This is a genomic window from Curtobacterium sp. MCLR17_040, from assembly GCF_003234735.1.
Classification (GTDB): domain Bacteria; phylum Actinomycetota; class Actinomycetes; order Actinomycetales; family Microbacteriaceae; genus Curtobacterium; species Curtobacterium flaccumfaciens.
The window spans coordinates 222,359-241,381 of record NZ_QKTE01000001.1 but is presented as its reverse complement, the minus strand read 5'-3'; the positions used below and the strand labels follow the sequence as shown (position 1 = coordinate 241,381).

The following is a 19,023-nucleotide window of genomic DNA, read 5'->3' as shown; positions in this document are numbered from 1 at the left end:
TCGCGACGCGACCGGCCTGGAGGCCTGGGTCGGCTTGGGTGGTGACCGTGCTGCCCGTCGCAGCGCGCGTCTGGAGCGCGGTGCGGGCCTCCCGGCCGTCGCGCCGTGCGCGCTTGCGTCGGTCGCGTTCGTCCTTGGGTGGTCGGTTCGTCAGCGCGAGGAACGTGAACGACAGGATGAACGCGGCCAGCGCGATGATGACCGCCTGCGCACTCGCGACGCCGTACTCGTTGAACGCGAACGCGTTCGTGTAGGCGGCGTAGTTCGGCGTGTACTCGGTGTCGATCGCCGGGGCGACCGTCGACAGGATCTGCGGCTCCGCGAAGAGCTGCAGGGTGCCGATGATCGAGAACACCGTCGTGAGCACCAGGGCCGGTGCGATGAGCGGGATCTGGATCCGCCACGCGACCTGGAACGCGTTCGCGCCGTCGACCTTGGCGGCCTCGTAGACCTCGCCGGGGATGGACTTCAGCTGCGCCACGATGATGAGCATGTTGTAGCCGGTGTACGTCCACGTGACGATGTTCGCGATCGACCAGAGCACGCTGTTGGCGCCGAGGAAGTCCGGCTGCAGCCCCATCGACTGCAGCAGCGACACGATCGGCGACAGACCGGGCACGTACAGGAACGACCACAGGATCGTGGCGATGACGCCCGGGACGCCGTAGGGCATGAAGTAGATCGCCCGGAAGAAGCCCGGCCAGCGGGCGCTCGCCGACTCGAGCAGCAGCGCGAGGATCGTGCAGGCGATGATCATCACCGGGACCTGGACGATGCCGAACAGCAGCATGCGGCCGATCGAGGCGACGAACCCGCTGTCCTGCAGGGCGATCGCGTAGTTGTCGAACCCGGCGAACCGGCCGACGACGCCGTCCTCGCCGAACAGGCCCTCGCGGTCGACGGTGGTGAACGACTGGAACAGGGCGCTGATGATCGGGATGACGAACGTCAGCAGGAACAGGGCAAGGAACGGGGCGAGCAGGATCCACGGGGCACGCTTCTGCGCGCTCGTGGCCTTCGTGCTCGTGCGGAACGCGGGCGTGCCGCCGGCCGGTCGGCCGGTGGACCGTGGGGTGGTGGTCTGCTGGGTCATCGTGCCGTCCTGACGCTGAGGCCCTTGTCCTTGAAGGACTGGACGATCTCCCGCTGTGCGAGCTCCACGGCGTCACTGAGCTTCAGGCCCGAGGTGAGCTTGCGGCGGAACTGGTTCTGCAGGCTGGTGAAGGCCGACTGGGTCACCGGGGACCACGACCAGTCGATGTTCTGCTCCTTCGAGGCCGGCACGAAGACGTCCTCGTTGTAGTTCTGGCCGGAGAACCACTTCGACGGCTTCTCGCGCTGCGCCCCGATGTAGTCGACGGCGGGCGACCAGCCGATGCCGCAGTGCTTGATCATCGCGTCGATGCCTTCCTTCGAGGTGGTCATCCACGTGATGAACTCGAGCGCCTCCTTCGGGTGCTTCGCGTTCGCCAGCACCGCGGCCGTCGAACCGCCGATGGCGCTCGAGCCGAAGCCGTCGGCGCCCCACTTCTGCATCGGGGCGACCTTCCACTTGCCCTCGCCGCCCTGCACCGACTCGATCAGGGCGTCACCCCAGCTCGCGCTCGTGACCGCGGCGATCTTGCCGCTCGCGGCCGCGGCGTACCACCCGGGGGAGTACGCGCCGGCACTCGTGTCGACGAGCTCGTCGTCGATCACGCCGTCGAAGAAGTCCGCGACCATCAGGGTCTTGTCGTCGGTCATGTCGACGACCCACTCGTCGCCGTCGACCTTGAACCAGCGCGCGCCGGCCTGCTGCGCGTACGCGGCGAACGGTGAGGCGTCGGCGACCGGGAACACCTCGAGGTAGTTCTGCTTCCCGGTGCTCCGGACCTTGTCGGCCAGGTCACGCCACTCGTCCCACGTCGTCGGGGGTTCGCCGCCGGCCTGCTCGAGGATCGCGGTCTGGTAGTAGAACCCCATCGGGCCGGTGTCCTGCGGGATGCCGTAGATGCCGTCGACGAACGACACCTGCGCCCACGCGGCCTCGTCGTACTTCGACTCGAAGTCCTTCGCGCCGTACCGGGCCAGGTCGACCAGGCCGTTCGCGAGCATGAACTCGGGGATCTGCCGGAGCTCGACCTGCCCGATGTCCGGGCCGCCGCCGGCCGCGAGCGCGGAGTACATCTTCTGGTACCCGCCGCTGTTGCCGCCGGGGATCCAGTTCGCCGACACCTGGATGTCCGGATGTGTCCTGTTCCAGACGTCGCAGACCTTCTGCAGGTCCTTGAGCCAGGCCCAGTAGGTGAGCTGGACGGTCTCACCCGAGGCCGCGGCGGGCACGAGGGCCGCCTTGTTGACGTTGGTCGAGCCCGGGACCGCACAGCCGGCGAGGAGTCCCGCCGCCGCGGTGCCGAGGCCGAAGCCCAACAGGTGTCGTCTCGTGATGGGTCGTGGTCGTGGCGCCATTGCCGCACTCCGTTCGTCGTTGATCGGGGTTGTCGACACCCAATCACAGAACCGAACGCCGTTGTGGTTTCGTGACCGTACCGACACTGCGCGTTCCCGGCGCACCTTGGAACGGCCCCAGGCCCGGGCGCGGACCGTGGGGTCACAGAGCAGACACCGACGCCCCGGACGGCGAAGGCCGCCGGTGGCACGACCGGGAGGACAAGCGATGACCGAACGCGGGAACACCACCCATCGCCCCGAACTCGACGAGCAGCTCGCGCACGAGGCGCAGAGCATCGTCCAGGGGCACGGCAGCAACGCCCACGTCGAGGAGTTCCGGCAGTCCGAGCCGGTCCCCGACGACACCGACGGCCCGGAGACCCTCGCGGCGTCGGGCTACGACGGCGAGCTCGAGGGCGAGCTGCAGGACGACACCACCGACGTGCTCCCCGAGGACGACGCCGACCGTGCCGACCCGCTGCCGACCGGCGAGGGCGACGGAGCCGACGCGACCGTGTACCGCACCGAGACCGGGGAGGGCAGCACCGATGGCTCTGACGCAGAATGACGCGCCGCACCTGCAGTCCGGCATCGCCGAACGCCTGAAGCGCGGGGGCACGTGGACGTGGGCCTACGTCGACGCGTCCGGTGACCGTGAGGACCCGCAGCACCTCGCCGCCCTGCAGCGTCGGAAGGCCGAGGACGTGCTGCGGTCGGCCGGGGCGGACGCCGAGGTCATCGACACCGTGATGGCCGAACTCGAGGAGACGCCCGGGGTGCCGGCGCCGGTCAGCCGGTACGTGCTCGTGCACGACGGCGAACTCGTGCTCAGCGAGGTCCTGCCCGGGGCGATGCACGCCCCGACGTCGATCGGCCACGACCCCGTGCCCGACCTGCTGCCGCTCCTGGCACACCGGCCGCTCGACCTGCCGTTCCTGATCGTCGAGGTCGGTCGCGAAGGTGGTGGCTACCGCGCCTACCGCCTGGGCCACCCCGACGTGCCGGACCGTCGCGACGAGCAGCGCGTGCAGGGCCGCACCGACACGCTCCACAAGTTCCAGGGCGGCGGCTGGTCGCACCTGCGGTGGCAGCACCACACCGAGGAGATCTGGCGCGACAACCAGAACGAGGTCGCCACGTCCGTCGACGAGGCCTTCCGACGGCTGCAGCCGAAGCTCATCGTGGTCGCGGGGGACATCCGCGCACGGGGGCTCCTGCTCGACCAGTTGTCCACAGAGGCTCGAGCCGTCGTCTCCGAGGTCCCGGTCGACACCCGGGCTTCGGACGCGTCCGAGACCGCGCTCGTCGAGCACGTCGACATCGCGCTCGCCCGGGTCATCGCGACCCGCCGGCACGACTTCGAGGACCTGCTCCGCACCCACGTCGGCCGCGGGGACAACCAGACGGTCAACGGCCTCGGTTCCGTCGTCGAGGCGCTGCAGCAGGCGCAGGCGTCGGTCGTCGCGATCGACGCCGCCGCGATCGGCGACCGCACCCTGCTCGCGCTGGGAGCGGTGCCGTGGATCGCCACGGCACCCGAGCAGGCGGCGGGTGCACCGGTCATCGGACCGGTCCCGGCCGTGTGCGCGATCGTCCGGGCGGTCGCCCTCACCGACGCGGAGCTGCTGCTCGTGAACGCCGCGTCGCTGCCGAACGGCGCGCCCGCCGCGGCGTTGCTGCGGTGGCCGGTGGGACCGGCGGTGCCGGCCGCCTGAGCGGTGACCGGACGACGGACGGGAGGCCCGGTACCAGCTGGTACCGGGCCTCCCGTCCGTCTCGGCGCGATCCTGCGGGCCGCCACGACGGCCGCGTATAGCGTCCCGGCCATGACCGACGACCGCCGACGTGAGCTCGGCACCAGCGACGCACCCGTGGAGGACGAACTCGCGGAGTCCTTCGACGCGACCATCGAGGAGGGCGCGGAGCGGCTGCAACGGACGACCCGGGCCGTCCTCGTCACGGGGTTCTTCGGCGGCCTCGAGGTCGGTCTCGGGGTGATGGCGTACCTCGCGGTGCTCACCGAGACCGACAGCCACCTGCTCGCCGGGCTGGCCTTCGGCATCGGCTTCATCGCGCTGCACCTGGCGCACAGCGAACTCTTCACCGAGAACTTCCTGATGCCGGTCGCGGCCGTGGTCGCCCGCGAGGGGACCGTGCTGCAGCTCGTGCGACTGTGGGGCGGCACCCTCGTGGCGAACCTGGCCGGGGGATGGGTGTTCATGTGGCTCGTCGTCCAGGCGTTCCCGCAGTGGCACGCCACGCTCTCGGAATCGGCGCACCACTACGTCGACGCACCGTTCGGACTGCAGAGCATCGTGCTGGCGGTCCTGGGCGGCAGCACCATCACCCTGATGACGCGGATGCAGCAGGGCACCGACTCAGACCCCGCGAAGCTCGTCGCCGCCGTCGCCGGAGGCTTCCTGCTCGCCGGGCTGCAGCTCTTCCACTCGATCCTCGACTCGCTGCTCGTCTTCGGGGCGATCCAGTCGGGCGCGGACATCACCTCCGGGCAGTGGCTCGGCTGGTTCGGGTACACGCTGCTGTTCAACGTCCTCGGCGGGCTGGTGCTCGTGACGGCGCTGCGGTTGCTCCGGACGAAGGAGCTCATGCAGGACCGCCGCCGGGACTCCCAGGACGACCCCGAGCGTGCGGACCACGAACAGGGGTGACGAGCGCGACGGGCGGAGCCGACCGACGGGGTCGATCGCGTTGCGTCGTGCGGACGGTCAGTCGTGCGAGCGGTCGCGTCGGGGCACCAGCGGGACCGCGAGCAGCGGGAGCACCGCCACGATGCCGAAGGACGCCGCGAACCCGAGCGCACCGACCAGCGCCCCGATGCCCGGACCGACGGCGCTCGCCGCGATGAACTGCCCGGTGTTCTGCGCCCCGAGCGCCCGGCCGGACCAGAACGGCCCCGCCGCCTCGGCGACCGACGTGTACGCCAGCCCGTTGTCGGCGACCGTCACGCTCGTCGCGAGCACCAGGAACACCGCAGCCCCGGCCAGGTGCGTCGCGTCGACGACCGCGAGCACCGCCATCACCACCGCGGCGCTCACCGCGACGATGCGCAGGGGGCCGACGCGCGATCCGGCCCGGTCGCTCCAGCCACCGACCAGGATCCGGCCGATCGCCCCGACGAACTGCGCGGCGCCGACGAGCAGCCCGGCCGCCGGTGTCGACCAGCCGAGGCCGACGAGCCAGACGAGCCCGTACGTCGACAGGGTGAACTGCGGCACCACGAGCAGGACCGACACCGCGTGCACCCGCCACAGGAAGCCGTTCGACCGGTAGGGGTTCGCGGTCGCCGTCGTCGCCACCGTGGCCCGGGCAGGGCGTGGCGGGTCGGCGATCCCGATCGCGCAGCAGACGGCGAGCACCGCGCACAGCACGATCGGCAGGACCAGGGCCGCGCGGATCCCGGAGCCCTCGGCGAGCTGCGGCACCGTGACCGCCGCGAGCGTCACCCCGAGCGGCTGCGACATCTGCCGGATGCCCATCGCGAGCCCCCGGCGCTCCTTCGGGAACCACCCCACCACGACCCGACCGCTCGCGGCGTTCGTCGAGGCACTCGTCATCCCGCCGGCCAGGAACGCCAACCCGAGCAGCACCGGGTCGCCCGCAGCGAGCCAGGCGCCGACCACGGCCAGCGTGGTGAGCACGAGCCCGCCGGCGATGACGACGCGCTCGCCGAACCGGTCGGTGATCGCGCCCCAGGCGATGAGCGTCAGGACCATGCCGAAGGTCGGGGCGGCCGCGAGGACCCCGGCGGCCGGCAGGGACGTGCCGCGACTGAGCAGGTGGGGGATGAGGAGCGCCGGCGCGGACACGACGAGTGTCCCCGCCGCCTGGGCCGCGACCCCGAGGGCGAGCATCGTCCAGGCGCGGGCGGAGACCGGCGGCGTCGTGGTGGATCGCTGCGGGGCGTCGGTCGTGGGCATGGGTGGTCTCGGCCGTTCGTCGTCGTTCCATCGCGGAACGGATTGGTATACCAGAACGGTATACCATTCCCGCCGTCACGCCGCTAGGCTTGTCCGCCGTGACCGACACGACCGACGCCGCGCCCGTGTCGCAGACGGCCCAGCTCTACGACAACCTGCGCGCGGCCATCCTGACCCTCGACATCGCACCGGGGGAGCGCATCTCGGAGCGCGGGCTCGAGGCACGGTTCCACGCCTCGCGCACGCCGGTCCGCGCCGCACTGTCGCGGCTCGAGCGCGAGGGACTCATCCTGCACGAGGGCCGCTCGTGGACGGTCACCCCGATCGACCTCGACGAGATCGCCTCGCTCGCCGAACTCCGCGGCATCCTCGAGCCCGCTGCCGTCCGGTTGGCCGTCCAGCGTGCCACCCCCGAGCAGCTGGCCGAGGTCCGCGGGCACCTCGACGCGCTCCAGCCCACCCCCGACCAGCAGGCCGGCATCCGCATGGGGTCGACGTTCCACCTCGACCTCGCCGCGCTCGGTGGCAACCGGTTCGTCACCGACGCCATCGCCGACGCCCTGACGCGGCTCGAGCGCACACGCTGGATCGAGGTCCGCACGCCCGAGGCGCGCGACGCCGCGTGGGACGAGCACAGCGCCATCATCGACGCCGTGCGCGATGGCGACGCGGACCGCGCAGCGGACCTCGTCGCCGCGCACGTCGCCGGCACGAACGACCGGCTCCTCAGCTGGATCGCGCAGGAGCGCCGACGCCTGCGCGGGGCAGGCATGACGATCGTGGGCGCGACCGAGCGCTGAGTGCCCGCGGACGTGAGCGGTCTGCGGGCGCTGCCCGGGCCTCCTGGCCGTGTCCGGGGGGAGGCCGGGCGCGAGCCGCTAGCGCAGGTCCGTCGTCTCCTGCGGTGCGTCGAGGTCGTCGAACGTGCGGATCGAATCCGTGCGTTCGAGCAGCGCGTCGCGCACCTCGGCCTCGTCGTGGCTCGCGCGGAGTGCGAGCTTGCTCCCGGAACGTGTCGACTGTGACATGTCGTGTCCTTCCCCTGTGTGTGGGCAACCTGATCGGTGCGGGCACGCGGCCCGCTGGTGCGCTTCCTCACGGGACGTACTGAGGTCGGAACAGTGTCGCGCGACCCCCGCTGTCCCGCAAGCGTTTCCGGCACCGTGTGGAGAACTCCCGGCACACGGCATGCCTAGGATGGTCCGGCCGCACAGCGCGAGGCGCGGCACCAGCGGACGTCGAAGGGGAGGCACGGGTTGGCCGACCAGCGCACCGCACCTCCCACGGTCTACGACGTCGCCTCTGCGGCCGGCGTCTCCATCGCCACCGTCTCGCGCGTGCTCCGCACGCCCGACGCCGTCCGCGAGGGCACGCGGGGCCGCGTGCAGGCGGCGATCCGGAGCCTCGGGTACGTCCCGTCCGGCAACGCCCGGGCCCTCGCAGGGAAGCGCACCGGCGTCGTCGGACTGCTGTTGCCCGGGTTCGACGTGGTGCCCGACGAGCGGCCGGACCTGGTCACCGACGGCGGCGTCCGCGTGGTCGACGACCGGCGCCACGTGACGCAGCCGTTCTCGTCCAACCTGTACTTCGACGAGGTCCTGCGCGGTGCCGAGACCGAGGCCTGGCAGCGGGGGCTCGCGCTCATGGTCGCCGCCGGGCGGGGCTCGTCGCGCGACGTCATCGTGAACGACGTCGCCGGCCGGGTCGACGGGCTCGCCGTGCTGGCGCAGACGGTGCCCGACGACCTGCTCGAGCACGTCGCCCGCCGCATCCCCGTCGTGGTGCTCGCCGACGACCGGCGCTCGCACGGGTTCGACTCGGTGAGCGTGGACAACGCCGCGGGCATGCGGACCCTGGCGTCGCACGTGATCGGGCGCCTGGGGATCCGGTCCCTCGCGTACGTGGCGGGGCCGATCGACTCGCCCGACGACATGGAGCGCTCGGCGGGGTTCCGCGCGGCGCTGGCCGACCACGGGGTGCCGGCCTCGGCGGTGCGCACCGTGCACGGCGACTTCGGGCGGGCCCGGGCGCGGGAGCTCGCGGTGTCGCTGCTGGCCGACGACGTCCCGCGCGCCGTGGTCTGCTCGAACGACCAGTCTGCGCTCGGGGTGCTCGACGCCGCCGCTGCCCGGGGGCTCCGGGTGCCCGAGGACCTCGTCGTGACCGGGTTCGACGGCATCGACGCCGGCCGGTTCTCGTCGCCGCGCCTGACGACGGTGCACCAGCCGATGGGCGCGCTCGGGCGCGCTGCCGTCCTGGCGATCGTTGACCGGCTCGAGCGTCGCGAGGGGCCGCCGCGCGCCGTGCGCCTGCCCGTCGAGGTGCTGCTGCGCGAGAGCTGCCCGCCCGCGCTGTAGCGTGCGTGTCATCGCGAGGTCGCACCGTGCGGCCTTCCGCATCCCGTGCGACCTTCCGCGCCCCGTTCGAGCCCGTAGCAGCGCACAGAGCGGGCAACCTCGCACCAGGCGGCGCACCTCGCACCGTGCGCCGCCCTCCCTCAGGACCGCAACCTCGCACCAGTCGGCGCACCTCGCACCGTGCCGCCCCGCGAAACAACACCCGCAGTTGCACGCCACGATGTAAGCGCATACATTGAGCACGTACCGAATCGACATGGAGGTCGACCGAGCAATGACGCTTCCCCCACAGCGCACGCGCGGCACGCGTGACCCAGGCCCCCGCCGTCGAGGCCGCCTCGTCGCGGCCATCGCCGGCCTCGCCGCAGTGGCCCTCGTGGCCACCGGCTGCAGCATCCAGGTCCGATCCGAACCCGATCCCACCATCGGCAAGGACACGATGCTCATCAACGCGGACCGCGGCAACCCGCTGTTCGACCGCAACTTCAACCCGTACATCGCGAACGCCCGCACGGCCTCCAAGTGGATGTACGAGCCCCTCATCGAGGTGAACCCCCTCGACGGCAAGCGCAACCCGTGGCTCGCCAGCGCGTGGAGCCAGCCCGACGCGAAGACGATCGACATGACGATCCGCTCGGGTGTCGAGTGGTCCGACGGGTCGCCGTTCAGCGCGAAGGACGTCGTCTTCACCTTCGACCTGCTCAAGAAGTTCCCCGCCATGGACGTCAAGGGCGCCTGGCAGCACATCAAGAGCATCGAGCAGGACGGCGACCACGTCGTCTTCCACCTCAAGAGCGAGGACGTCCCGAGCCTGACGATCATCGGGCAGACGTACATCCTCGGCGAGGACCACTGGGGCGGCGTGAAGGACCCGACGACCTGGCGCGACCCGAACCCGGTCGGCACCGGGCCGTTCGTCCTCGGCAACTACACCGACCAGCAGTACTCGATGAACAAGAACCCGAAGTACTGGCAGGCCGACAAGATCGCCATCAAGCACCTCATCCTGCCGGCGACGAACACGCAGCTCGACACCGTCACCCGCGGCTACGACTGGGCGTACTCGTTCATCTCCGACGTCAAGGGCACCTGGGGCGCCGCGTCGAAGACGAACGAGTGGTGGTTCCCGGCCGGCGGTGTGATCGGCCTCATCCCGAACCTCACGAAGGCGCCGTACAACGACGTCAACGTCCGACGGGGCATCTCGCTCGCGCTGGACCGTGACGCCATCGCCGAGACCGCGTCCGAGGGCAACCTGTCGGCGGCGGGCCAGACCGGCCTGATCCTGCCGAACCAGGAGCGCTACCTCAACCCGGACATCCCCGACAAGGGCATGATCACGCAGGACACGAAGGCGGCGCTCGCCAGCCTCGAGAAGTCCGGCTACACCGTGCAGGGCGGCAAGGTCGTCAAGGACGGCAAGCAGCTCGCCATCACGATCATGACCGCGAACGGCTACTCCGACTGGCTCCGCGCCGCGCAGGAGGTCCGCCGCGAACTGACGGCCATCGGCATCAAGGTGACGATCCAGGCGCCGCAGCCCGCCGGGTACCAGCAGAACATCAACAACGGCACGTTCGACATGGCGATGGGCGGCATGGGCAACGGTGACGTCTACCAGGCGTTCAACTCCCTGCTCAGCAGCGAGTTCTACCAGCCCGTCGGCAAGTCGACGGTCAACAACTACGAGCGGTACAAGAACGCCGACACCCAGAAGCTCCTCGACGAGTACAAGGCGACGACGGACACCGCGAAGCAGCAGGAGATCCTCGACCAGCTGCAGCAGACCGTCTACGACGAGCTCCCCGTCATCGGCATGTACTACGGCGGGCTCTGGGGCCTGTTCAACACCGGCAAGTTCGTCGGCTGGCCGAGCGCGAAGGACCCGTACATGGCACCGCAGAACTACGACTCGGCACCGCTGCTCATCTTCACGAAGCTCCGTCTGCGCGACAGCGCCGCCGGCAAGCAGATCCTGCAGGAGCAGGACGCCGCGCAGCAGGAGGACCAGAAGTGAAGTACATCCTCCAGAAACTCGTCCTCTTCGTCCTGACCCTCTGGGCCGCGGTCACGCTGAACTTCGTGCTCCCGCGCCTGATGCCCGGCAGCCCGGCCGACGCCGCACTCGCGAAGCTCAGCCAGAACGGCCCGGTCACCGACGCCACCAAGAAGGCGATCGAGGCCCAGCTCGGGGTGCCGACCGGCAACCTCTGGGACCAGTACGTCAGCTACCTGCACCAGGTCATCACCCTCGACTTCGGCACGAGCTACACGTTCTACCCTCAGCCCGTCGGTGACCTCGTGTCGAAGGCCCTGCCCTACACGCTGATCCTCGTCGGGGTCGTCACGATCCTGGCGTTCGTCCTCGGCACCCTGATCGGTGTCGCGGCGGCGTGGAAGCGCGGCACCTGGCTCGACTCACTGCCCACCCTGTCGGGCAGCTTCATGTCGACGTTCCCGTACTTCTGGACCGCCCTGCTGCTGCTGTTCTTCCTCGGCTACGTGCTGCACTGGTTCCCGACCACGGGCGCCTACTCGGCCACGACGACGCCGGGCCTGAACGGTGCCTTCTTCGGCGACGCACTGCAGCACGCAGTGCTGCCGGCGGTCACGATCCTGGTGACGAGCCTCGGCGGCTGGATCATCGGCATGCGCAACGCGATGATCAACACCCTCGGTGACGACTACGTGACCTTCGCCGAGGCCAACGGCCTGCGCGGACGCACCGTCGCCATCCGCTACGCGGCCCGCAACGCGATCCTGCCGAACCTGACCGGCTTCGGTCTGGCGCTCGGTGGCGTGGTCGGCGGTTCGGTCCTGGTCGAGCAGGTCTTCGGCTACCCGGGCATCGGCTACCTGCTGTTCAACGCCGTCATCGGGCAGGACTACCCGCTCATGCAGGCTCTCTTCCTGATGATCACCGTGTCGGTGCTCATCGCCAACTTCATCGTGGACGTCATGTACGGCGTTCTGGACCCGAGGACGCGTCGATGACCAACACCACCACCCCGGACGCCACAGTCGCAGTCCGCACGCAAGAAGAAGCAGCCCAGGCGCCGTCCAAGTGGCGCGCCGCCGCCCGCCAGTTCGGCGTCGTCTGGTCGAACAAGAAGGCCCGGATCGGCATCATCATCCTCGGCGTCTTCGTGTTCGTCGCGATCTTCGCCCCGCTCCTGGCCCCGTACGGCGCCAGCCAGAACGGCTTCGCCCGGTCCGCCGACGCGACGCCCGACCACTGGATGGGCACCACCGCCGCCGGCGAGGACGTCCTGTCCCAGATCATCTACGGCGCCCGCATCTCGGTCATGGTCGGCGCGGTCGCGGGCATCCTGTCCACGCTCGTCGCCGTCGCGATCGGCCTCAGCTGGGGTTACGTCCGCGGCTGGGTCGCCGAGGTCATCGGGTTCATCGTGAACCTGTTCCTCGTCATCCCGGGTCTGCCCCTGATGATCGTCATCGCCGCCTACCTGCAGAACGGCGGCATCGCGGTGATCATCGCGGTCATCGTCGTGACCGGTTGGGCGTGGGGCGCTCGCGTGCTCCGCTCGCAGACGCAGTCGCTGCGCGGCCGGGACTTCGTCACCGCCGCCCAGTTCTCCGGTGAGGGCGCGACCCGCATCGTCTTCCGCGAGATCCTGCCGAACATGACGAGCCTCATCGTCGGCAGCTTCTTCGGGGCCGCCACCAGCGCGATCCTCGCCGAGGCGGGCCTCGAGTTCCTCGGACTCGGCGACTCGTCGATCGTCAGCTGGGGCACGATCCTGTACTGGGCGCAGAACTCGAACGCGCTGCTCACCGGGCAGTGGATCCTGCTCTTCGCGCCGGGTCTCTGCATCGCGCTGCTCGCGATGAGCCTCACCCTGATCAACTTCGGCGTCGACGCCGTGTCCAACCCGCGGCTGCGCGACGGCGCACGGCCCCGTAAGGAGAAGCGCGCATGAGCGGCTTGCCAGAAACGCACCCGGCAGACGGCCTGGAGGCGCCCACCGGCGCCGCCACGGGCCTCCGGTCCGACGCCCGTCACGACCAGGGCGACGCCTCCGTCCTGCTCGACGTCCGCGACCTGTCGGTCGTCTACGAATCGGCCGGCCAGACGGCCGTCCAAGCCGTCGACCACGTGTCGTTCCAGCTGAAGAAGGGCGAGTTCGTCGGCCTGGTCGGCGAGTCCGGTTCCGGCAAGTCGACGCTCGGCTACGCGTTGACCCGGCTGCAGAAGCCGCCGGCGCGCACGAACGGCGGCAGCATCGTCTTCGCGGGCAAGGACATCCGCGACCTCGACGACGAAGCCCTGCGCCAGCAGCGGCAGGGCGGCTTCGCGATGGTGCTGCAGTCCGGCATGAACGCGCTCAACCCGGTGCGCACCATCCGGAACCACTTCATCGACGTCTTCAAGGCGCACGGTCACGTGTCGCGCGACCGCTGGGACGCCCGGATGAAGGAGCTCATCGAGAAGGTGAAGCTGCCGACGTCGATGCTCGCCCGGTTCCCCGGGGAGCTCTCCGGCGGCATGCGGCAGCGCGTCTCCATCGCCCTGGCACTCTCGCTCGAGCCGCAGCTCATGGTGTTCGACGAGCCGACGACGGCGCTCGACGTCCTCGTGCAGCACGCCGTGATGGACACGATCATCGAGCTCCAGCGCACCGAGGGCTTCACGGCGATCCTCATCAGCCACGACCTCGGCATCGTCCTCGAGGCCACCGAGCGCGTCCTCGTCATGCACGAGGGCCGGATCGTCGAGGACGGCGGCTCCCGCGAGATCCTCCGCGACCCGCAGGACGAGTACACGCAGATGCTCCTGTCGCACTACGCCGACCCCCGCGCCGAGGTGGTGTCGCTGCCGGGCTTCCCGGACCGCTCGCTCCGTGCCGAGGCCGGCGAGAAGCGGCAGGAGACGACCTCGTCGTTCAGCACCGTCGGGTCCCGCGAGCGCAGTGCCGCCCGAAACCCGATCGTCGTCGACCACATCGTGAAGACCTACCCGGCTCCCCGCCGCGGTGAGCAGCCGGTGCAGGCCGTGCGCGACGTGTCGTTCACCCTCGAGCCCGGGCAGTCGCTCGCCCTGGTCGGCCAGTCCGGTTCGGGCAAGTCGACCATCGCGAAGCTGCTCACCGGCGTCGAGAAGCCGACCACCGGCACGGTCCGGTTCGGGGACCTCGACGTCGCCCGCCTCGGCAAGCGCGGCCTGCGGGACCTCCGCTCCGAGGTCCAGATGGTGTTCCAGGACCCGTACTCGGCGCTCAACCCGCTGCACACGGTCGAGTACACGCTGTCCCGGCCGATCGCGAACTACACCGGGCTCACCGGCCGCGATGCCCGGCGCCGGGTGCTCGAGCTGCTCGAGACGGTCGGGCTCACCCCCGTCGAGCAGTTCGCGCAGAAGCTCCCGCACCAGCTCTCCGGCGGGCAGCGGCAGCGCGTGGTGATCGCCCGGGCGCTCGCGAGCGACCCGCAGGTGATCATCGCCGACGAGCCGGTCTCGATGCTCGACGTGACGCTGCGCGCCGGTGTGCTCGCACTGCTCGAGGACCTCCGCGAGCAGTGGGGCGTCTCGCTCCTCTACATCACGCACGACCTGCTCAGTGCGCGGCTCATCACGGACGACATCATGGTGCTCCACGAGGGCGCCGTCGTCGAGCGGGGTCACACGGCCCAGGTGCTGCAGGACCCGCAGGACCCGTACACGATCGCCCTCCTCGACGCCGTTCCCAACCCGCGGAGGACCCTGCGCGCATGACGAACCTGCACGACTTCCCGACGGTCCCGCCGTTCGGGCACCTGCCCACCCCGGACGGCGTCGACGTCGTCGGGATCGACGTCCCGGTCGGGCGGCTCACGGCCTACCGGATCGTGCCCGAGGGGGTGTCGAAGGGCACCGTGCTCATCGTCCCCGGGTACACCGGCTCGAAGGAGGACTGGCGGACCTTCCTGCCCGTCCTCCGCGACGCCGGCTGGACCGCGGTCGCGATCAGCCGGCGTGGTCAGGCCGACTCGGCAGCGCCGACCGAGCCGCGGGACTACTCCCTCGACGAAGAAGCCGCCGACGTCGTCCGGGTCGCGCGCCTGCTCGACGACGGTGCCCCCGTGCACTTGATCGGGCACTCGCTCGGCGGTGTGATCGTCCGGGCCGCCGCGCTCCAGGACCCGACGGCGTTCCGCGACGTCGTGCAGTTCTGCTCCGGGCCGCACGGGTGGCCGTACCGCAAGGTCGCCGAGCTGACGATCCTGCACGACACCGGCGGGAACCTCCGGCAGCTGTTCGACTCGACGAACCCGCTCTGGGCGTACCGGCCCGACGAGGAGCTGCCCGACGACGTCCGGATGGTCCGCGACCGGTTCGACGCGACGAGCCCGCTCAGCGTCGTCGCCGGTGGTCACATCCTCGAGGACCACACCGACGCCTCCGACGCCCTGCGCGCCACGGGCCTGCCGGTCCTCGTCGCCCACGGCGAGTGGGACAACGCCTGGCCGATCCCGTGGCAGCGGGCGATGGCCGAGCAGACCGGCGCCGAGTACGTCGTCATCCCCGCGAGCTACCACGGCCCCCAGGTCGAGAACCCGCTCGGGACGGTCGCCGTCTTCGACGCATTCCTGAGCCAGCACTGACTCGAACAAGCACTGAAAGGCACCATCATCTCCACGCTGCAGTTCCCCGACGGCTTCCTCTGGGGTGCCGCCACCGCCGCCCACCAGATCGAGGGCAACAACGTCAACAGCAACTGGTGGGTGCACGAGCACGAGCCGGACACCACCATCGTCGAGCCCTCGGGTGACGCGGCGGACAGCTACCACCGGTACCGCGAGGACATCCGCATCGCGGCCGAGCTCGGGTTGAACTCCTACCGGTTCAGCATCGAGTGGGCCCGCATCGAGCCCGAGCGCGGGTTCGTCAGCCGTGCCGAGGTCGACCACTACCGCCGCATGGTCGATGCCTGCCACGAGTTCGGCATCGAGCCGATCGTCACCCTCATGCACTTCACCGTGCCGCGCTGGTTCGAACGCGACGGCTTCTGGCGGGCACCCGACGCCGCCGACCTGTTCGCCCGCTACACCGAGGCCGCGCTCCCCGTGGTGCAGGACGGTGTCCGCTACGTCTGCACGATCAACGAGCCGAACATCGCGGCGATGCTCGCCGGCGGCGAGGACGCGGCCAACCTGGTGGCGTTCGGCCTGCCGAACCCGGACCTGGGCGTCGCCGACGCCCTGCTGGCCAGCCACAAGCGGTCGCGCGAGGTCCTGTCACAGGTGTCGGGCCTCCAGTCGGGGTGGACCATCGCGACCCAGGCCTTCAAGTCGTCCGGCGAGCCCGGGGCGGACGCCATGCTCCGCGAGTACGGGTACCCGCGCGACGACTGGTACCTCGAGCAGGCCGCCGGCGACGACTTCCTGGGCGTGCAGGCCTACACCCGCACGTTCATCGGTCCGGACGGGCCCCTGCCCGTGACGGACGACGTCGAGACGACCCTCACCGGCTGGGAGTTCTACCCCGAGGCCTCGGCCGACGGGCTCCGCAGCGCGTGGGAGCTCTCCGGCGGCGTTCCGCTGATGATCACCGAGAACGGCATCGCCACCGCCGACGACTCCCGCCGGCAGGCGTACACGCAGGGCGCCCTCGAGGGCATCCACCGCTGCATCGAGGACGGCATCGAGGTCCTGGGCTACCAGCACTGGTCGCTCCTGGACAACTACGAGTGGGCCTCCGGCTTCCGCCCGACGTTCGGGTTGATCGCGTGGGACCGCGAGACCTTCGAGCGCACGCCGAAGGACTCCGCCCGCTGGTACGGGCGGGTCGCGCAGGCGAACGCCCTCGAGCAGGTCGCCGTCTAGGACGGTCGATCCCGCAGGCGCGCGGCGGACGGGAGGCCCTGCTAACGTCCGCCGCGCTTCGTCACGTCCGGCACGGGTCGGCCCACGGGCCGTGGTGCGGAAAGCGCTCAGGCGGCGGCGAGCAGGTCGGCGACGGCCGTCTCGCGGAGCAGCTCCGCGCGGTCCGCGGCGGTCGAGCCCTCGTCGTCGACGGCGTCCCGGTCGACGTCGAGCGACAGCACGACCCGGACGGTGTCGAGGTCGCCGGAGTCGACGGCCGCGATCAGCAGCGTCGCGCCCCGTGACCCGCGCGCCCTGGTGTCCGCACCCGCGGTGGCGAGCGCACGCACGATCGCCGCGTGCCCACCCCACGCAGCGCGGACGATCGGGGTGTTGCCGTCGCCGTCACGGGCCTCCAGGTCGGCACCTGCTCCGACCAGCACGTCGACCGCCCGTCGCGCGTCGCGGTCGATCGCCAGCGTCAGCGGCGTCCGCCCCTCGGTGTCCTCCAGCTGCAGGGTCGCGCCGCGGCGCAGGAGCTCCTCGAGCATCTCGGGGTGGTCGAACCACGCGGCGGCGTGCAGCGGGGCGAAGCCCCAGCGGGGATCGACGTCGTCGACGTCGCTCGCGTCGTCGGCCAGGTGCAGTCCGCCGAGGTCGCCGTAGGCCGCTGCCCGCACCACCTCGGTCGTCCACTCGACCCAGCCGTCCGGCACCGGGCCGTGCCAGCCGCGTGCCGGGCGCGCCTCGAGGTCGGCGTACACGCTCTCGGCGACGCTCCGGATCGCCACCCGGACGCCCCGGAACCGGATCGCGACCTCGCCGACGGGGGAGATCAGCAGACGGAGCTCCCAGGCGTCGTGCTCGTTCAGGTACTCGAGCTCGCCCCGGGCGACGTGGGCGTCACCGGCGAGCAGTGCTGCGGCGTCGACACCCGGCGGGTCGATGACGGCGTCCCGGAGCCGGAGCGACACCCTGGCGTGGTTCCAGCGGCGCCACAGGCCGCTCGGGGTGTCGAGGACCTCGTCGTTGCGCACCACGATGTCGGCGTGCACGACGACCGGGTCAGGCACACCGTGTCCCGGCAGGTCGACGGGGGTCGTCACGTCGTCCTCGTCGGCGTCCGGGTCGACGACGGCGTCGGCGGATTCCACGACCCAGCGTTCGATCCTCGAGTCGGTCCACTTGACGGTCAGGAGCGCGGCGACCGTGGGTGGGGCGTCCTCGAGCAACCGGGTCACGTGTTCGCGCTGGCCGTCGAAGTCCTCGAGGGAGACGTAGCCAACGGAGGGCCAGTTCACTCGACTCCATCGCACGGGACGACACTACCCGGCGGGTAGCCGGTGCCTCGCGGTGCGCGGGGTCCGTGGTGGTGTGGTCCGTCGCCGCTGGAGCCGCCGGATCACCGGACGGTCGACCGCGAACCACACCACGACCGAGGCGGCCACGGCGGCGACCGGTGCGGCGATGCCCGCGACGATCGGCGCTGCGGGGCCGGAGACGACCGCGGCGACCACGGCCACCGTCGCCGGTGCGACGATCGGGTGCGTCAGGTACAACGCGTACGAGGCATCGCCCAGCGTCCGCCCGACGGTGCCGGCGCACCGGCGCAGGAGCGGCTCACCCGCCACCGTCGTCGCCAGCGCCACGGCCGCGAGCGGCAACAGCAGCAGGCTCGGCACGGACGCGCCCGCGACGGTGCCCGCCACGAGCCAGCTCGCGGTGATCGCCGCGGTCCGGAGCAGTGCCAGCCGGGTGCGGCGGTCGAGTGCCCACCGGCCGATCACCATGCCGACCAGGAAGCACAGGACGATGCGGTTCGCGTGGAACTGCCAGACCGGCCACCCGTCCGGCCCTCGGAACGCCGAGGCGACCGCGAGTCCGACGAAGACGACGGACGCCAGCCGGAGGGGGTCGATGCGAGTGGCGAGCGCGATCGTGACGACCACGTAGAACAGCAGCTCGAACGACAGCGTCCAGGTGACGGTGTAGAACGGCTCGACCACGCCGTTCGGGCCGCGGCCGGGCAGGAACACGTAGGACAACGCGATGTACGTCGGTGACGTGGCCGCGCGTTCCAGGGCCTGCGGGGCCACCAGCAGTGTGCCGAGCTTGATCGTCATCACCGCCCACGCGAGCGGCAGGATGCGGACCAGCCGACGGGAGATGAACTCGCGCCAGGTCGGCCTCGGGGTCCGCTGTGTCACCAGCACCGCGACGAACCCGCTGATCGCGAAGAAGACCGTCACCCCGACCTGGCCGACGGGGATGTCGACCAGGGGTGTGCCGAGACGGGCGTGCAGGTACGTCGGCAGGTGCGAGAACACGACGAGGAGCGCGGCGACGAACCGCAGCACCTGGACGCCGGTGAAGGTCGGTCGTTCGGCTGGCATCGAGCAACTGTGGGCGGGAACGATCGCCGTCCGCCAACAGTTCGCATGTTGTGTATCGCGCAGGATCGAGTCGATCGCATAGCGGGTGCCGTGCATTTGGAT

The 19,023-nt window shown here is 70.9% G+C and carries 16 protein-coding genes and 1 pseudogene; 11 read left to right on the top strand and 6 right to left on the bottom strand.

Going from position 1 to position 19,023, the window contains the following annotated elements; all coding sequences use genetic code 11:
• Window positions 1-133: 133 nt before the first annotated feature.
• Window positions 134-1,093 (bottom strand): annotated as a pseudogene (locus DEJ01_RS01110) (carbohydrate ABC transporter permease); the annotation flags it as partial.
• Window positions 1,090-2,448, bottom strand: coding sequence for an extracellular solute-binding protein (locus tag DEJ01_RS01105; RefSeq protein WP_111029697.1), 1,359 nt, complete (start codon window positions 2,446-2,448; stop codon window positions 1,090-1,092). The gene DEJ01_RS01105 and the pseudogene DEJ01_RS01110, both read right to left, overlap by 4 nt.
• A 208-nt stretch (window positions 2,449-2,656) precedes the next feature.
• On the opposite strand from DEJ01_RS01105, the gene DEJ01_RS01100 reads away from it, so the two are divergent.
• The 3 genes from DEJ01_RS01100 to DEJ01_RS01090 all read left to right on the top strand — a co-directional run bounded on the left by DEJ01_RS01100 (window position 2,657) and on the right by DEJ01_RS01090 (window position 5,099).
• On the top strand, window positions 2,657-2,998 hold the full coding sequence (locus tag DEJ01_RS01100; protein WP_111091986.1) for a hypothetical protein: 342 nt from the start codon (window positions 2,657-2,659) through the stop codon (window positions 2,996-2,998).
• Window positions 2,979-4,145, top strand: a complete 1,167-nt coding sequence (locus tag DEJ01_RS01095) for a Vms1/Ankzf1 family peptidyl-tRNA hydrolase (RefSeq protein ID WP_111091985.1) — start codon at window positions 2,979-2,981, stop codon at window positions 4,143-4,145. Before DEJ01_RS01100 ends, DEJ01_RS01095 begins: the two co-directional genes overlap by 20 nt.
• Before the next feature lie 111 nt (window positions 4,146-4,256).
• The gene (locus tag DEJ01_RS01090; RefSeq protein WP_111046203.1) at window positions 4,257-5,099 is read left to right on the top strand and encodes a formate/nitrite transporter family protein; all 843 of its coding nucleotides are present in this window, start codon (window positions 4,257-4,259) and stop codon (window positions 5,097-5,099) included.
• Window positions 5,100-5,156: 57 nt separating this feature from the next.
• On the opposite strand, the gene DEJ01_RS01085 is transcribed toward DEJ01_RS01090, so the two are convergent.
• Window positions 5,157-6,368, bottom strand: coding sequence for an MFS transporter (locus tag DEJ01_RS01085; protein ID WP_111091984.1), 1,212 nt, complete (start codon window positions 6,366-6,368; stop codon window positions 5,157-5,159).
• A gap of 98 nt (window positions 6,369-6,466) precedes the next feature.
• Here DEJ01_RS01085 and DEJ01_RS01080 point away from each other — a divergent pair, with 98 nt between their 5' ends.
• The gene (locus DEJ01_RS01080; protein ID WP_239001395.1) at window positions 6,467-7,168 is read left to right on the top strand and encodes a GntR family transcriptional regulator; all 702 of its coding nucleotides are present in this window, start codon (window positions 6,467-6,469) and stop codon (window positions 7,166-7,168) included.
• 78 nt (window positions 7,169-7,246) lie between these two features.
• Here the strand turns inward: DEJ01_RS01080 and DEJ01_RS18010 are convergent, their stop codons facing one another.
• Window positions 7,247-7,396, bottom strand: a complete 150-nt coding sequence (locus DEJ01_RS18010) for a hypothetical protein (RefSeq protein ID WP_155896754.1) — start codon at window positions 7,394-7,396, stop codon at window positions 7,247-7,249.
• 228 nt (window positions 7,397-7,624) lie between these two features.
• Between DEJ01_RS18010 and DEJ01_RS01075 the strand changes: the two genes are divergently transcribed.
• From DEJ01_RS01075 to DEJ01_RS01045, 7 genes are all read left to right on the top strand, one after another.
• The gene (locus tag DEJ01_RS01075; protein WP_111091983.1) at window positions 7,625-8,725 is read left to right on the top strand and encodes a LacI family DNA-binding transcriptional regulator; all 1,101 of its coding nucleotides are present in this window, start codon (window positions 7,625-7,627) and stop codon (window positions 8,723-8,725) included.
• A 256-nt stretch (window positions 8,726-8,981) separates the two neighbouring features.
• The gene (locus tag DEJ01_RS01070) at window positions 8,982-10,742 is read left to right on the top strand and encodes an ABC transporter substrate-binding protein (protein WP_258366988.1); all 1,761 of its coding nucleotides are present in this window, start codon (window positions 8,982-8,984) and stop codon (window positions 10,740-10,742) included.
• The gene (locus DEJ01_RS01065; RefSeq protein ID WP_017886395.1) at window positions 10,739-11,719 is read left to right on the top strand and encodes an ABC transporter permease; all 981 of its coding nucleotides are present in this window, start codon (window positions 10,739-10,741) and stop codon (window positions 11,717-11,719) included. The genes DEJ01_RS01070 and DEJ01_RS01065 overlap by 4 nt, the downstream gene beginning before the upstream one ends.
• Window positions 11,716-12,666, top strand: a complete 951-nt coding sequence (locus DEJ01_RS01060) for an ABC transporter permease (protein ID WP_111091982.1) — start codon at window positions 11,716-11,718, stop codon at window positions 12,664-12,666. The genes DEJ01_RS01065 and DEJ01_RS01060 overlap by 4 nt, the downstream gene beginning before the upstream one ends.
• Complete coding sequence (locus DEJ01_RS01055) at window positions 12,663-14,459, top strand: ABC transporter ATP-binding protein (protein WP_111022714.1); 1,797 nt, start codon at window positions 12,663-12,665, stop codon at window positions 14,457-14,459. Before DEJ01_RS01060 ends, DEJ01_RS01055 begins: the two co-directional genes overlap by 4 nt.
• Window positions 14,456-15,328 carry an alpha/beta fold hydrolase gene (locus tag DEJ01_RS01050; RefSeq protein WP_111029705.1) on the top strand — a complete coding sequence of 291 codons (873 nt, stop codon included), beginning with the start codon at window positions 14,456-14,458 and terminating at the stop codon, window positions 15,326-15,328. Before DEJ01_RS01055 ends, DEJ01_RS01050 begins: the two co-directional genes overlap by 4 nt.
• A gap of 24 nt (window positions 15,329-15,352) precedes the next feature.
• Window positions 15,353-16,549, top strand: a complete 1,197-nt coding sequence (locus DEJ01_RS01045; protein ID WP_111091981.1) for a glycoside hydrolase family 1 protein — start codon at window positions 15,353-15,355, stop codon at window positions 16,547-16,549.
• Window positions 16,550-16,656: 107 nt separating this feature from the next.
• On the opposite strand, the gene DEJ01_RS01040 is transcribed toward DEJ01_RS01045, so the two are convergent.
• Both DEJ01_RS01040 and DEJ01_RS01035 read right to left on the bottom strand, forming a co-directional pair.
• Window positions 16,657-17,844, bottom strand: coding sequence for an ankyrin repeat domain-containing protein (locus DEJ01_RS01040; RefSeq protein WP_111091980.1), 1,188 nt, complete (start codon window positions 17,842-17,844; stop codon window positions 16,657-16,659).
• A gap of 9 nt (window positions 17,845-17,853) precedes the next feature.
• The gene (locus DEJ01_RS01035; RefSeq protein WP_181438323.1) at window positions 17,854-18,921 is read right to left on the bottom strand and encodes an acyltransferase; all 1,068 of its coding nucleotides are present in this window, start codon (window positions 18,919-18,921) and stop codon (window positions 17,854-17,856) included.
• Window positions 18,922-19,023: the final 102 nt, after the last annotated feature.